This is a genomic window from Granulicella sp. S156 (assembly GCF_009766105.1).
Taxonomy (GTDB): domain Bacteria; phylum Acidobacteriota; class Terriglobia; order Terriglobales; family Acidobacteriaceae; genus Granulicella.
On the sequence record NZ_LMUH01000001.1, the window covers coordinates 318,576 to 334,262 of the forward strand.

A 15,687-nucleotide genomic window follows, 5' to 3' on the forward strand; every position below is an offset into this window, starting at 1 on the left:
CCCAGGTTTCTCCTTACGGCAAGCCGCTCACATCCTCGCTGTCACTCACCACAACGGTGCTCTTGTCAGTAGTGAGCAGCGACACATCCGAGAACTTCCAATCCTTCGCGTCACGGATATGGCCTGCCGTGGCCGCCTGAATCTGCAGATGATCCAGTTGGAAATGCTCCAGCGGAGCGGCCTTGAAGGCATCCACCTCGAAAGCAGTCTTCGCGCCTGTGGACTTGATATTCCAGATATGCACGTCATGAAAATGGGCCATGCCCTGAGCCTCTGGAACAGGTGTAGACAGCACCTTGTAGTAGTCCGGATAGGTTTTGAGGTCGGCAGGAATCGTGGCATAGCTGTAGCTCGGATTCCAGTTCATCGTGATACGAAACACGACCGGAGTATCCACCAGGGTCAGATCGTGGATGCGAATATTCTCAGCAAAGCCTCCACGCGTATGCGCCGATTTGAAAAGAATGCCGACCGGAACACCCTTCAACACCGTGAGGCCATACACCTCAATATTGCGAAACCCGCCTGAGGTTTCACTCCCGATCGTCACTCCGGCCGCTCCTTCACGAATCGTCGAGTCCCGCAGCACAACATCTTCTGTAGGCCGGTTCACACGCAGCCCATCCGAGTCACGGCCAGCTTTCAGGCAGAGGGCATCGTCATTCACCGCAATGTCAGCGTGCTGCACAAGAATTTTCTTGGACGAATCGATGTCGATGCCGTCGGTGCTGGGTCCATGACCACCTTCGTTATTGCGGATCGTGACGCCATCCACAGACACGTCATGCGAGTAGCAGATATGAACGGTCCAGAAGCCGGAGCGCCGCAGCGTAAGGCCGCCAAGCTTGACGTTAGAAGAATCGAAGATCTGGATCAGACGCGGCCGTTTAGCGTCATAGTCAGACGCCCAGCGCAGCCCTTTGGGCTCATCGATCTTGCGCAAAGCCCAGTAGCTATCCCACCAGGTCTTCCCATCGCCATCGATAGTGCCCTCTCCAACAATCGCAGCATTGGTTTGCTTGTAGATATTCACCAGAGCCGCAGGCCAGATCATCTCAATCCCAGCCACGCGCGTAGGCATCTCCGGATAATCCTCGAGATGCTGCGACCCCAGCAGAGTAACTCCCTTATCGACTTGCAGCGTAACGTTGCTCTTCACGAAGAGAGAGCCGGTGAGATACGTCCGCGCAGGAAACGTTACAGTCCCGCCATGCTTGGCCGCCGCGTTAATCGCACGCTGAATGGCAGCCGTATCGAGAGTTACGCCATCGCCTTTCGCTCCATACTTTGCCACGCTGAATATCTTCATTTTTTGCGCAGACATGCAAGCAGAAGCGCAAACGATCGCACTCAGCAACAGAAGGCGCAGCCAGAATCTCTCTAACAGACCGAATGTTTGCATGCGCCTGCTTCGTCTCCAAATGATGAATTCCGCCGAGGATTATTGGCGGCAGTGAGTGCAGATCGATACCCGCTTGTTGAAGCTTCATCCCGAGGCAGCACAACTCGCCGCCAAGGCAAGCGAACTGACAGCACGACAATCATGTCATACAGAAATCATTAGGGCAACTCTTTCTATAGAGATATGTCGACCGTGAAACCTGCATGCACTTCTTGCGAAGGAGAATCCCCTGCGCCTCGCAATCCCACTGAAGATCCTTGCACTACCCCATATGACGGACAGTCATCAAGGGCAACCGTATATTCGGCGGCTGCATGCAGGCAAAAACAATGGTGTCGGCGACCTCAGCCGCATCCATCATGTGCGACGTCTCCACGCTCTCCGCCGCCCGCCCGCGTCCTACCGCAAACTCTGTCTTCATGCCTCCTGGGCAGAGCGCAGAAACCTTAACCCCGTAGGATCGAAGCTCGTGATCCAACGACTGGGCAAAGCCGATCTGCGCAAACTTGCTGGCACTATAGACCGACTCGTTGGCTGCGCCCGCAAGCCCGGCCACCGACGATACAAACAGGAGAACGCCGGAACGCTGTGCGATAAAGTGTGGCGCAACTGCCCTAGTAAAGAGAAAGGAACTGCGCATGTTGCTGCCCATCAACTCGTCATATTCCTCGATAGACGTATCGACAAGCGACTTGTAGTTTCCTTGCCCGGCATTGTTAATGAGGATATCCACCCCGCCAAACTGTTCGACAGCTGCTGCCATTACGGCTGCTGCGGTCTCTGGCTCAGAAGCATCGCCTGCGAAGTAAGCACAGCGCCCAGCTGCCTTCGCGACTTCAAGCTGGAGCGCTTGCAAGCGATCCTTCCTCCTCGCCGTCGCCATGACCGAAACCCCTTCGGCTGTTAGCGCCTTTACGGTAGCCCACCCCACCCCGGAACTTGCCCCAGTCACAATCGCTCTCTTCCCATCAAGGGATTTCCGCATAGCCTCAAGACTCATCGAAAGCTTCCTCGTTGAGGCGCTTTGTCAGCCCAAAACCCGTTAGCGTGCATGCGATGTCCTTCACCCGAACCGCCATTGGATAATGCAGCTCCTTGTCTTCTACCTAAAATACAACTTTGCCCCAGACTCTCGGAATGGGCCTACGCCACCTATGGTTTAGGCAGCGATTTACGAACGATACGAGCCCATTCTTCCGCCATCAGCGCATGACCGGCATAGGAGGGATGGACGCCATCCCAAAGCCAGTACTCCGCGGGAGCCTTCCTGCAGGCGCGATCGAAAATCTCCTGATAGTGGATGAGCGGCAGGTGATATTTCTCTGCCAGCTGAGCCACAACGGCCTGTCGCTTGCGCAGTTCTGCAAACTCGACAGCATAGGGCTCCTTATGTTTGCCTACCGGCAGAAGAAACGGTTCGCCGAGTACGATCTGCACGCCAGGAAGCTCTTTGATCGTATCTGCGAGCAGCTGGTCGTAGGTGTCGGTGAATTGTTCAACGCTCTCAGCCCTCTCCCCTGTAGCAAGAGCGTCATTGACACCGACAAGGATACTCAGGAGTGTGGGTTTGAGATCGAGTGTATCCGCCTGCCAGCGTGCTGCAAGGTCAAGAACTCGGTTTCCACTAATGCCACGATTGACAAACGTGACAGCCCACTCAGGATGCTCTGCCCCAATCCTGGCGGAAAGAATGTAGGCGTAGTCCTGCCCCATGGTGTGATTGAAATCCTGCCCACTGCGGGCTCTCCCACCATCAGTGATCGAGTCCCCCTGAAATAAAACGACGGAATGCTGCGCCAGGGCGGGAAGTTTTTCCTGCGCGATAAGGCTATGAGAGACCAGAAGAAAGGCAAGAACGCTGAGATAACGCATAGATAATTTTAACCATCTGATATTTCTTCTTCATCAGAACGCCGAGATACCGGTAATGCTATTGCCAAGAATGAGCGTATGGATATCATCGGTGCCTTCGTAGGTCTTCACCGATTCAAGGTTCATCATGTGACGCATAATGGGGTAGTCGTCCGTGATGCCGTTCGCACCTAAAATGTCGCGGGCCATGCGCGCGCACTCCAGCGCTATCCCTACGTTATTCTTCTTCGCCATGGAGATGTGTTGGAAGCCGGCCTTCCCTTCGTCTTTGAGACGACCCACCTGGAGTGCCAGCAGTTGCGCCTTCGTGATCTCGGTAATCATCCACACCAGCTTCTCCTGGACCAACTGGTGACTGGCAATTGGCTGGCCATGGAATTGTTTGCGCTGTTTTGCGTATTGCAAGGCAGTGTCATAGCACGCCATCGCTGCGCCTATAACTCCCCAGCTAATGCCGTAGCGAGCCTGGTTGAGGCACATTAGCGGAGACTTCAGGCCATCGGACTTCGGCAGCAGGTTCGTCGCAGGAATCCGCACATCCTGCAGAGAGAGCCCGGACGTTACAGACGTTCGAAGCGACCACTTACCGTGTACGTCATGCGCGGAGAATCCAGGGCGATCCGTTTCGACCAGGAATCCGCGCACCTTCCAATCTTCTGGGGCAACACCGGGCTCTTCCACCTTGGCCCAGATCACAGCAACGTCGGCAAAGCTGCCCGAAGTGATCCACATCTTCTCGCCATTCAGAACGTAGTGGTCGCCATCCTTGCGAGCGCGCATGCGCATGCCACCGGGGTTCGAGCCGAAGTCAGGTTCCGTCAGACCGAAGCAACCCAGCTTTTCTCCTGTGGCCATCTTCGGCAGCCAGAAATATTTCTGCTCCTCGGAACCAAATGCGTAGATGGGATACATAACCAGCGCGGATTGCACGCTGATAAAGCTGCGTATACCTGAATCCCCGCGTTCGAGCTCCTGCATCAGGAGCCCGTATTCGACGTTATTCATGCCGGCGCAGCCATAGCCATCCAGGGTCGCGCCGTAGAAGCCGAGTTCCCCCATGGGCCGTACCAGCTCACGAGGAAAACGGCCGTCACGGTTGCACTGCTCGACGATCGGAATCAGCTTGTCTTCGATGAAAGCACGTGTGTTTGCGCGGATGAGAAGCTCATCCTTTGAAAGCAGAGAATCGAACGCGATGAAGTCAACACCTTGAAACTTGAATGCCATCGTCGCAAATTATAGTCCGGGCAAACTTGTCCTCGCTATATGGCTCTCTCCAGTAAGATCTCACCAAAAGAGTTCCCTCATCCGTGGCGGTTTCTCACTACGGCTGTGCAGCTAGGACAATCAGAACTCAACGCGCCCATAGAACTGCGCCAGGCGAGGATTCGTGAGTTCGCCCGTCGCATTGCCAAAACTACTGGGGTTATCGATATTGGCAGAGATGGAATGCGCGTCAAAGCGCACACTGTTACTTACGTTGAAGACCTCGACACCCGCCTTCAGTTTGAGTCGCGCGGATAGAGCAAAGGTTTTTCCAAGTCCAGCGTCTTCTTCAAAGTATCCATCCCCTCGCATTGGATTCCGAGTCCCAGAGAATCCCGGCAGCGTAAAGTCGAACGCCGCAAGAGCCGCCGTCGGATTGGCGAATCGCTGCTGCAATTTACCGCGCGCCGAAGGAATTGGTGCAATCTGCGTGGCGAAACCCTGGATATCGTAGTTCGTCGGAAAGTTGTTCCCGTTATTCACGGCAAACGGAAGACCACTTGTCCAGCGTACGATCCCGGTTGTCTCCCATCCGCCAATCAGCAAGTCCGCAACTCGGCCAATCGAAGATACATACCGCTTGCCACGGCCGAACGGAAGGTTCCAGATATAGTTCGCATTCAAAGAATGCCGAATGTCGAAGTCGGAGTCGCCATACAGTTGATTTGGAGACCAGGTATTGAAGATCTGCGCATTATTGACACCGCCTGAGGGGCCAAGTCTTTCCGCCTGAGAGGTCGTATCCAAAGACTTCGAGAAGGTGTAGTTAAAGTCTGTCTGCAACCCAAGCCCAAATCTCTGGCGATAGACCACCTCAAGGGCGTTGTAGTTCGACGCGCCGATAGACCTCCACGCGTAGAGCGCGGAAAACTGATCGTGATAGAAGCGATTCGAAGGATATATCTGGTTTGGGTTAATGCCATCACCCGTTGTAGTGTCCGGCATATCCAGGGCATACAGCGCATTGGCTTCGTTATATAGGTTTTGCTGATAGAGCTGATAGATATTCTGGGTCGCGGTAAACCCAGTACCGAAACCAATATTCTGCCCATCGAGCGCGCCAAATAACTGCTCCCAATAGGCAACCGGCTGAACCGACGACGGAGACACGCCTGCGCCATTATTTTGGCGGGCGAGAAGAGACATCTGTTGGGCAGCGGCAAAGTAAGTCGTTCCAGCCGCCACCAGATTCGTCGGCATCGCGACATCTTCTTCTTCCATCAGGCGATGCGCAAAATGTCCGACATACGTTACCTCTAACGAAGACCCGTTGCGTATCTCCCGTGCGATGGAGAGATCGACAAGATGAGCATACGGCGTCTTGATGGCGGAATCCTCTGACCAATAGATTGCACCGCTTGTCGGGCCGCTCCTTACCGGAATTCCGGGATAGCCTACCGCGGGTGCCGGTGGCAATAAGCTCTGCGGCACAGAATTGACCGACGTGAACCGTGGCGCATTGGCGATCTTAAGAGAACCGGCGCTCGTTTGCAGCGTTGTGGAGAGCCCATACGATCCCTGCGTATCAAAGCTGTCTGTGATTCCAGCGCCGAAATGATCGTAGACCAGCGAATATCCTCCGCGGATGGTGCTCTTGCCGTTGCCAAACACCTTATTCCAGAAACCCGACTCCGGAGATGGAGAGTAGGCAAATGCAAGTCTCGGCGCAAAGTCCAACTTATCTGGACTCCAATAATCCGGCTGATGGTTGTAGCGCCCATTCAAGGGAAAGCCCAACTCACCTGCACCATTGGCGGCCTGTCCTGCGGCGGCCAGTTGCGCACTTTGATTGACAAATTTGGTGAGCGAAAAATCGCCCGGCGCACAACTGGTGCCTACCGCCTGGCATACGCCCACTTGATTACCAGACGTCTCCGCCGGAACCTGGAGATAGGAGTAGCGCAACCCGTAGGTAAGAGTCAGATCTTTGGTTGCCCGCCAGGTATCCTGCGCATAAAACTCATATTCATTCCATCGGTAGTTGCGCGTCACAGGAGCGCCAGCGGGAAGGGTCGTTCCATTTTTGGTATTGTTATAGGTCACATTTCCTAGATTGACAATTCCAATGAGATCCATAATCGCGGAGTTGTAATCGGTCTTGTACTGGCCAGGCACCGCTGGAAGCCCGGCGGTGATGTCGGGATCGAACGCACCACCACTTCCAGCGATTGTGCCCGGATTGAGATATTGATAGGTGCCTGTAGCGTTTGCATACGAAAGGGCATTGCTGGAAGATTTATTCGAGATAAATCGCAGGTTCGTGCCAAACGCCAGGTTATGGTCGTGTTTCGTCCAGGTAAGACTGTCTGCCACGTTGTAGACAGGCACGATGGTTAAGTCAGAGGACGTATGTGCTTGTAGAGAAGTAGTACTATCCTGCAAGGTTGTATAGGGCCCAGAAAGAAGTCCGGCATCGCTATAACCTTGTCGAGTGAGTCCGAAGGTAAGGTTGTTGACCAGATTGCTGCTCAACAGAGCGGTGTAGCCAGAGGCAAATCCTTTACTGTTCGTTAGGGTCGTAGTGGAGGCTGGTTGCCCGGGAAATTGAGGCCCCTGGGGCTCATTGTCATTCTGCAGATTGCCGCGCCAGAAGACAGTATGCTTTCCGTTGCCGGTGATATTCCAGTCGAGCCGAGCAATGTATGTGTTGTAGCTGCGTTTGGCGTTATAGGCAAAGCTATAACCCTCGGTGTTGAACCCGTCGCCAATAGTTGGATTGTTGGGTAGCGGATAACTATTGAAGAGTGCCTGCACTGCTGAGCTTGGCCCAATTCCGAGGGGATCCATGCTCTGGAGTTGCGCCGGCGTGAGCGTGTAGGTATCTGAAGAGGCAGCACCGTAGGTCGACTGGCAGGTGCCGGCAGTGCAGTATTGGAGATTGCCAGCGCGAAAGCTGGCAACCGGAACGATATCGCTATTGGAGACAAACCCCTGATCGTCTCTCCTACCCTCATAGTTGAGGAAGTAAAAAGCTCTGTCGTGTTTAATAGGACCGCCAATGTCGGCTCCAAAGACATTGCGAATCAATTTAAGCGGTGTATTCGGAAGACCTTCGGCAGCTTCGGTCTGCTTATTGAAAAAGTCGTTGGCGTGGAATACGTTATTGCGGTTGTACGCATAGACGGCACCATGAATGGCGTTCGTACCACTTTTCGTAACCAGGGCTACCTGCGCTCCGGAAGAGCGGCCCTCTTCCGCGTTGGGGTTACTCGTCGTCACGCGAAATTCAGCAACCGAGTCCTGCGTTACCCGCAGCACACTCGTAAAGGCATATCCATTATTCACGTCATTGACGTCTACACCATCCAACGTGATGTTGGATTGATCGGACCGCCCGCCATTCGTAGCTCCACTACGGGAATCACTGGCGTTATTACCGACTCCCGTAGTCCCTGTATTGGAATCGGTGCGACCTAAAAAAGTCACGCCAGGCTGCAGACTCAACAGATCTGGAACATTTCTACCTTCAATCGGAAGATCTTCCACCTGCTGGCCTGCAAACGCGTTGCCGAGCGTAGCATCCGTTGTGTTTAGAACTGGCTGCACTCCCGCCGATACCGTGACATCCGAACTGGCGGAGGCTACCTGCAAAATCACATTGATCGTGGCTGGCTGGCTTACAAGCAGCTCGAACGACGTCTTCTTTGCAGTAGCAAACCCCTGAAAGGTAACCGTCAAATCATATCGGCCCGGGGCCAACTGCGGAAACTCATACGCGCCCGTGTGATCGGTTTTTCCAGATCGAAGGGCTCCCGTAGTGGGTGAGGACAGCTTTACATCGGCGTCAGGTATAACGGCACCGCTGGCGTCCGTTACATGACCACCCAAAGAGGTTGTTGCCTGCGCCCAGGCGAGGTGAGCATAAAGAAGAACCAGACAACCTAAAAGAAATCTGTTCGATAGGAGCTTCGGCAACATGATGGTCAAGCCTTTCTGAAAGTAATCTGGCGATTTGCAAAATTAACTCAATAAAGCGTTGAAGAGCGAATCCAGGCTTGGGAGCCGGCATGTTACAGGTTCATTACGTACAAATTTCCCTATGAGTTGGAACCCTAGCACCAGAGAGGCCAGGAAGGTATCAATAAGTTTTGGACAATTTATGATAATTCCGAATGACCGTCTTTCCGCTTCCCTTTGCCTCTCGAAGAATCCATTCAGTAAAGGCAGCGGTGAGCGGCGAGGAGATTTTCGATTCGGGAATGACCACATAGTACGAGCTGGAGCTCCGTACAGAACGGGAAAACAAGGCCGTCAGCCTTCCCAACGAAAGCTCATCTTCGATCAATAACCTGGGAAGAAGCGCCACACCTAACCCGCTGATAGCAGCCTGTGCGATCATGGCGAACTGCTCAAATCGAGGCCCACGCAGCGGGTGGGAGTTCTTCACGCCCATCAGTTCGAACCACTCCGCCCAGGCTGTCGTGCGAGTCGATTGGTGCAGCAATGTTGCTCCCACCAGGTCAGATGGTTTCTTGATCTTATTGGCCGTTTCAAACTTCGGATTGCAGACCGGGACGGTGTCCTCATCCATCAGATGGTGGGCTACCGCGCCCGGCCAATTCGACGAACCATAGTGGATTGCCACATCAAAGGGCTCCGCCTCAAAGTCGAATTGCGTTGTTCGGGTGGCAAAATTCACGGTGATATCCGGATTCTGCTGCAGGAAACCGGACAGGCGCGGCATCAGCCATCGCGTTGCAAACGTCGGCAACACGGCGATATTGAGAAGACTCGCACTTCCTCCGCATGCCATGATCCGGCTGGTCGAATCCTTCAGGTCGATCATGATCCGGTTCACGTCCTTGAGGTAGAGCTTTCCCGCATCCGTAATGACGACGCGCTGGCGCACTCGCTCAAAGAGGGCGACGTCTAGCAACTCTTCCAACTGATGGATCTGCCGGCTCACCGCACTCTGTGTCAGGTTCAACTCCGCTGCCGCGCGCGAGACACTGCCGTGCCGCGCAACACACTCAAAAGACTCCAGGCAGGTAATCGATGGAAGAGGCATCATGGAGCGGTCTCCTTACGGTCATGCCGAAAACTCATGAAGTGCTGAAAGCATAGCATTTTACATTTCCCCGAAACGCGGATACCTATGGATGGGTAGTTACTTCCCTGGGGCAATTCGCATATGGCGAAGCTGCAGAACCCTCGGGAATGGAGATGAAAGATGCAACCCAGGCTTGGCGGTACCTTGCAAGAGACTCTCAATAAGCTAATCGGCCCCGTACGGACGAACCAGCTGTTCAGCATCCTCGTAGTCGATCCAGCGCTAACCGACGATTCAGGACTGCGGGTCTCGCGAGCCCAGCTCGCACAAGCGCTCAACATGCTGCTCTTTGAAGACCTGATCGAACGCGTTCCCGCAGCGAAGCTCTATGTGGAACATTGCCAGGCCCACGGCAAAACGGTCATGCATGATCATGGGGCTGTAAGAACCATTGCAATGGCCGGAATGGGAGCACTCCCCACTGGACAGGAGGCGATCACACGCATTCTCCGCCCACTGGGATATTCGCTCAAAGGGGTGTACCCTCTGGAGCGTCTCCGCATGACAGGTCGCTCCTATGCCCAGGTCGACTTTCCCGAAGAGATCGCGCAATTTTTTATCAGCGAACTGCACCCCGAAAGATTCTCCCCCGAGTTCCAGGCCGCTCTTGACCGCATGCTGGCGTCATCGATCGATCCACTGACCCATGAGGCCACGGTTCTTCTCGAAGAGCTGGAGTCGTCTCACTCGCTGACCGTAGACCAGGCAGTGGCTTTGCTCCCTGTTTTACTCTCCTGCTTCGACCGTCAGCATGGCGAGATCTCTCTTGCTGACTATGAGATTCTGCTCGCTGAGTCCTCCGAGGCCGCATGGATATTGACCGAGGGCAACGCCTTCAACCACGTCACCGACCGGGTTGAAGATGTCGACAAGCTTGCGGAGGAGCAAAAGTCGTTGGGACAGCCCATGAAAGCCGCTGTCGAAACATCCCAATCCGGCAGAGTGCGTCAGACCGCCTTCCGCGCCGCTCAGGTGTCCAGAGCCTTTCGTGCGGCGGATGGAAACCTTGTCGAGAAAGAAGTCCCGGGATCTTTTCTCGAGTTCATTACTCGTCTGCCTTTGCCTGAGGAAACCTCCGGCAAAAAGCCATTGGATCTCAGTTTCGATAGCTCCAATGCTCAGGGTATCTTCAAGATGACCGCTACCGTCAAATCTTGAGTCTAGATAGAACACAGAACCCGGAGATTCGTTTAGCAATGACTGCCTCGCCCTTCGTACTTTTGCCGAGTTCACACGCTCGTGCGCGCGATGAGTTTCCAGGCGCCGCAGAGCTCGAGGTGCAGCTTCGGAAGAGTGTGCGCGGCGAGGTCCGGTTCGATGCCGCGTCCAAAGCCTTGTATGCGACCGATGCCTCAAACTATCGGCACGTTCCCATCGGGGTGGTCATCCCTCTCGACGAAGAGGATGTCATCGCAGCAGTCTCCGTCTGTAGAACCTTCGACGCACCCATCCTGACTCGCGGGGCTGGAACCAGCCTCGCGGGCCAGGGATGTAATTTCGCCGTCGTCTTTGACTTCTCCAAGTACATGAATGGCATGGGTGCCGTGGACCCCATCACGCGCACCGTCCATGTGCAGCCAGGCATTGTCCTTGACCGCATTCGCGAGGCCGCCGAGCGCTTCGAACTCACCTTCGCTCCAGACCCTGCGACCCACAGCCGATGCACCATCGGCGGCATGATCGGCAACAACTCCTGCGGAGTTCACGCCCTCATGGGCGGCAAGACGGTGGATAACATCCACTCGCTCGATCTTCTGCTCTACGATGGCACGCGCCTGACGGTCGGCCCCACCAGCGCGGCGGAGCTCACACAGCTGATCGCTGCCGGTGGCCGCACGGGTGAGATCTACGCAACACTGAAGCAGATCAGCACTAGCTACGCCGATCAGGTTCGCACTCGCTTTCCGAAGATCGCCCGTCGTGTCTCCGGCTATAACCTGGATGAGCTTCTGCCTGAGAGCGACTTCAACGTGGCCCGCGCGCTCGTTGGCAGCGAAGGCACCTGCGTCATCATCCTGGGCGCAACGCTTCGACTCGTGGATAGCCCGCAGTTCCGTACGCTCATGGGCATCGGCTTTGAGGACGTCTTCATCGCCGCCGACCACATCCCTGCCCTTCTGGAGCATCACCCCATCGGCCTCGAAGGCATGGACGGCCTTCTGCTCGACGCCATGCGCCGCAAGCAGAAATCAGTGGAAGACCTCAGCCTTCTCCCCTCTGGTCAGGGCTTTCTGATCGTTGAATTCGGAGGCGCAACCCAGGCGGAGGCCGACCAGCGGGCTCAAGGCCTCGCCACGGCGATGGCTGCGTTACCCATCACGCCCTCGGTTCGCATCTACACCTCTTCCGAAGCCGCACGCATCTGGCACATTCGCGAATCCGGCCTCGCTGCCACCGTCTTTGTCCCCGGCAAAGGTACCGGCTGGGAGGGTTGGGATGACGCTGCCGTCGACCCAACGCAGCTTGGCTCTTACCTGCGTGCCCTCTATGCGCTGATGCAGGAGTTCCGCTACACCAGTCCCATGTATGGCCATTTCGGCCAGGGCTGCGTGCACATGCGCCACAACTTCGATCTCGAGACGGAAGCCGGCATTCTCTCCTTCCGCCGCTTCCTGGATCGCGCCGCGGACATCGCCCTGGCTCATGGCGGATCGCTCTCCGGTGAGCACGGCGATGGACAGGCACGCGGTTCGCTTCTGCCCAAGATGTTCGGCACCGAGCTCATCGAGGCCTTCCGCTCCTTCAAGCGTCTCTGGGATCCCACCAACAAGATGAATCCGGGCAAACTCATTGACGCCCATGAGCCCCACGAAGACCTTCGCCTCGGCGCAGACTACAAGCCGCTGAAGCCCGAGACGCACTTCGCCTTCCTCGAGGACAACGGCTCCTTTGCCTCCGCAAATCTCCGTTGTGTCGGCGTCGGCGCCTGTCGCAAGCAGGACGCCGGAACCATGTGCCCCAGCTTCATGGCCACGGGCGAAGAGTTGCACTCCACGCGCGGCCGCGCCCACCTGCTATGGGAGCTGATGCAGGGCGAAGTCCTCAAAGATCAGTGGAAGAACAAACAGGTCAAAGAGTCCCTCGACCTTTGCCTCGCCTGCAAAGCCTGCAAGAGCGAGTGCCCGGTCAGTGTGGATATGGCCACCTATAAGTCCGAGTTTCTGGCCCATCATTATGAGGGAACCCTGCGCCCTCTCTCCCACTACGCCTTCGGTCGGATCGACGTGTGGGCACGCTTGGCCAGCTTCGCTCCCGGCCTCGTCAACGCGATCAATAACGCTCCGATCTTGAGCAGCGTAATCAAGTATCTGCTTCACATTCACGGAAAACGAAGCTTCCCGCGTTTCGCTAAACCCTTCACCAGCAAACGTCGGCCCAACACCCAAAATGGCGCTCCCGAAGTCTTCCTCTGGGCCGACACCTTCAATAACTACTTCCACCCTTCCACCATGCAAGCCGCGCACAAGGTACTTACGGAGGCGGGCTTCAGTGTCCTCCTCCCGACACAGCATCTCTGTTGCGGCCGCCCTCTCTACGACTTCGGAATGTTGGACACAGCAAAGACGTATCTGCTTAAAGTTCTCGATGTACTAGCCCCACAGCTTGCGAAGGACACTCCCATTGTGGTCCTCGAACCAAGCTGCGCCGCTGTCTTCCGCGACGAGCTCACCAATCTGTTGCCAAATGATCCGCGCGCGCTCAAGCTCCGCAACCAGACATTTCTCCTCAGTGAGTTTCTGGTCCACCACGCTCCTGGTTATCGTCCCCCGGCCATGAACGGCAAGATCGTCGTTCATGGCCACTGCCATCACCGCGCCACCATGGGCATGAACGACGAAATGACTCTTCTCCGCGCTACCGGTTCGCAGGTGAAACTACTCGATTCCGGTTGCTGCGGCATGGCCGGCCCCTTCGGCTTCGAGAAAGATAAGTTCGACCTCTCCCAGAAGCTCGCGGAACGCGTCCTGCTGCCCGCTATCCGTAACGCGTCCCAAGAAACTATGATCGTTAGCGACGGTTTTAGCTGTTGCGAACAGGTCGTGCAGAACACCGGCGTTCGCCCCCTTCATCTCGCCGAACTCCTCGCACAGTCTTCCGTCACATTTACGAACCACTCCACCGCAGAAAGCAGCAATCTCTCATGACCACACTTACAACCGTTACTCTTCAGGACGAAGTCCACACGCTGCTCGCTCAACTCGGCGTATCCCGCGAAGCCTACACAGGCGGAGACCTGATCGTGCGCACCCCGATCACCGGCGAGGTCATCGCTCACGTCCCCAGAATCACGCCTTCCGCCACAGCCGACGCCGTCGCCAAAGCTCACCAGGCCTATCTCGAGTGGAGAAACGTACCCGCGCCCAAGCGCGGCGAACTCATCCGCATCCTCGGAGATGAGTTGCGCGCAGCTCTCCCTGAACTGGGACGGCTCGTCACCATTGAAACCGGCAAAATCCTCTCCGAGGGCCTCGGAGAGGTGCAGGAGATGATCGACATCTGCGGCTTTGCAGCGGGCCTCTCGCGACAGCTCGCCGGCCTCACGCTGCCCTCGGAGCGTCCCTCGCATCGCATGATGGAGACCTGGCATCCTATCGGCGCGATCGGCGTCATCTCGGCGTTCAACTTCCCCGTCGCCGTCTGGTCGTGGAACGCCGCACTGGCGCTCGTCTGCGGTGACGCCGTGGTCTGGAAGCCTTCGGAGAAGACACCACTCACCGCTCTCGCCACGCACACCATCTTCCTGCGCGCGGCGGCAAAGTTCGGCGGCGTTCCGGATGGACTCGCGGCACTTCTCATCGGCGACGTCAGCGCCGGAGAGCAGCTCGTCGCTTCCCCGCTCATTCCTCTCGTCTCCGCCACCGGCTCAACCGCCATGGGACGCACCGTCGCCCCTCGCCTGGCTGCGCGTTTTGCCCGCGCAATTCTAGAGCTCGGTGGCAACAACGCCGCCATCGTCGCGCCTACAGCCGACCTGCATCTCACCGTCCGGGCCGTCGCCTTCTCGGCCATGGGCACCGCCGGACAGCGCTGCACCACACTGCGCCGCCTCATCGTGCATGAGTCGATCTACGACACGCTCGTACAACAACTCAAAAAGGTATACGCCTCAGTCGTAGTGGGCGATCCTCGCGAACCCGGCACTCTCGTCGGCCCCCTGATCGACGAACGTTCGTTCAAGGCGATGCAGCAGGCGCTCGAGCAGGCCCGCAGCGCCGGAGCAAAGATCACAGGAGGCGACCGCATTCCCTTTCCCGAAAGCCCTCAGGCCTTCTTCGTGCGCCCGGCACTGGTAGAGATCCCCACCCAGACCGATATCGTGAAACACGAGACCTTCGCGCCCATTCTCTACGTGCTCCGCTACCTCGAAATCGAAGACGCCCTCGCGCTGCACAACGATGTCCCCCAGGGCCTCTCTTCGTCCATCTTCACCATGAACCTTCGCGAAGCCGAAAGCTTCCTCTCCGCAGCCGGTTCGGACTGCGGCATCGCCAACGTCAACATTGGCACCTCCGGCGCGGAGATCGGTGGCGCCTTCGGCGGCGAAAAAGAGACTGGAGGGGGCCGCGAATCCGGCTCCGACTCCTGGAAGCAATACATGCGCCGCGCCACCAACACCATCAACTACGGAACCGAGCTTCCTCTGGCACAAGGTGTAAGTTTCGATATCGATTGAGCGAAAACAATTTGGGCGATATTCGCACAAAGGCTAAGCCCATCAATCCCAGCCACGTTTTGCCACACTTTCTGATGCCAACCCTGTACGAAGACGACTACACTGTCCGCAATTCATTTTTCTTTCTTCGAGTCATCCTAACGGTAGAACCGGACAACAAGAGAAGACACCGAGAACTCAAATGAAGACACGTCAGACAACAAACCGCCGGCACCTGGAAAGACGCTTCCGAGCAAGCATCCTCTCTCGCCTTCTTCCGACTTCGAGTCGGCCCAGTCTCTTCGGCGGCGACTAAACCTCTCCCTGCCCCATTTCAAGCTATAGTTTGCGCCGTACTTGCTGCTTTCCTCGGCAAGAGAAGATCCGTACCCTCCGTCAAGGGAACGGGACTACATGGCGTGGCTTCCAAACGAAATCTAAGCA

9 protein-coding genes are annotated in these 15,687 nt (G+C 56.3%); 3 read left to right on the forward strand and 6 right to left on the reverse strand.

Annotation, left to right across the window (positions count from 1 at the left end; translation table 11 throughout):
- Nucleotides 1-13: 13 nt before the first annotated feature.
- The 6 genes from GSQ91_RS01385 to gcvA all read right to left on the reverse strand — a co-directional run bounded on the left by GSQ91_RS01385 (nt 14) and on the right by gcvA (nt 9,551).
- Nucleotides 14-1,294, reverse strand: coding sequence for a glycoside hydrolase family 28 protein (locus tag GSQ91_RS01385; RefSeq protein ID WP_254064310.1), 1,281 nt, complete (start codon nt 1,292-1,294; stop codon nt 14-16).
- Between the two features lie 370 nt (nt 1,295-1,664).
- Nucleotides 1,665-2,387, reverse strand: a complete 723-nt coding sequence (locus GSQ91_RS01390) for an SDR family oxidoreductase (RefSeq protein ID WP_158819455.1) — start codon at nt 2,385-2,387, stop codon at nt 1,665-1,667.
- Nucleotides 2,388-2,554: 167 nt separating this feature from the next.
- Complete coding sequence (locus tag GSQ91_RS01395; RefSeq protein WP_158819456.1) at nt 2,555-3,274, reverse strand: SGNH/GDSL hydrolase family protein; 720 nt, start codon at nt 3,272-3,274, stop codon at nt 2,555-2,557.
- A gap of 33 nt (nt 3,275-3,307) precedes the next feature.
- Complete coding sequence (locus GSQ91_RS01400; protein WP_158819457.1) at nt 3,308-4,501, reverse strand: acyl-CoA dehydrogenase family protein; 1,194 nt, start codon at nt 4,499-4,501, stop codon at nt 3,308-3,310.
- A gap of 120 nt (nt 4,502-4,621) precedes the next feature.
- Entirely contained in the window at nt 4,622-8,458 is a 3,837-nt protein-coding gene (locus tag GSQ91_RS01405; RefSeq protein WP_158819458.1) for a TonB-dependent receptor, read from the reverse strand.
- A gap of 160 nt (nt 8,459-8,618) precedes the next feature.
- Complete coding sequence (gcvA, locus tag GSQ91_RS01410; protein WP_158819459.1) at nt 8,619-9,551, reverse strand: transcriptional regulator GcvA; 933 nt, start codon at nt 9,549-9,551, stop codon at nt 8,619-8,621.
- Between the two features lie 159 nt (nt 9,552-9,710).
- On the opposite strand from gcvA, the gene GSQ91_RS01415 reads away from it, so the two are divergent.
- Genes GSQ91_RS01415 through GSQ91_RS01425 form a run of 3 tightly spaced genes read left to right on the forward strand, consistent with a single transcriptional unit; the run spans nt 9,711 to nt 15,264 of the window.
- Nucleotides 9,711-10,748, forward strand: a complete 1,038-nt coding sequence (locus GSQ91_RS01415) for a DUF1338 domain-containing protein (RefSeq protein WP_158819460.1) — start codon at nt 9,711-9,713, stop codon at nt 10,746-10,748.
- 38 nt (nt 10,749-10,786) lie between these two features.
- Nucleotides 10,787-13,735, forward strand: coding sequence for an FAD-binding and (Fe-S)-binding domain-containing protein (locus tag GSQ91_RS01420; RefSeq protein WP_158819461.1), 2,949 nt, complete (start codon nt 10,787-10,789; stop codon nt 13,733-13,735).
- Nucleotides 13,732-15,264, forward strand: a complete 1,533-nt coding sequence (locus GSQ91_RS01425; RefSeq protein WP_158819462.1) for an aldehyde dehydrogenase family protein — start codon at nt 13,732-13,734, stop codon at nt 15,262-15,264. Before GSQ91_RS01420 ends, GSQ91_RS01425 begins: the two co-directional genes overlap by 4 nt.
- Nucleotides 15,265-15,687 lie beyond the last annotated feature (423 nt).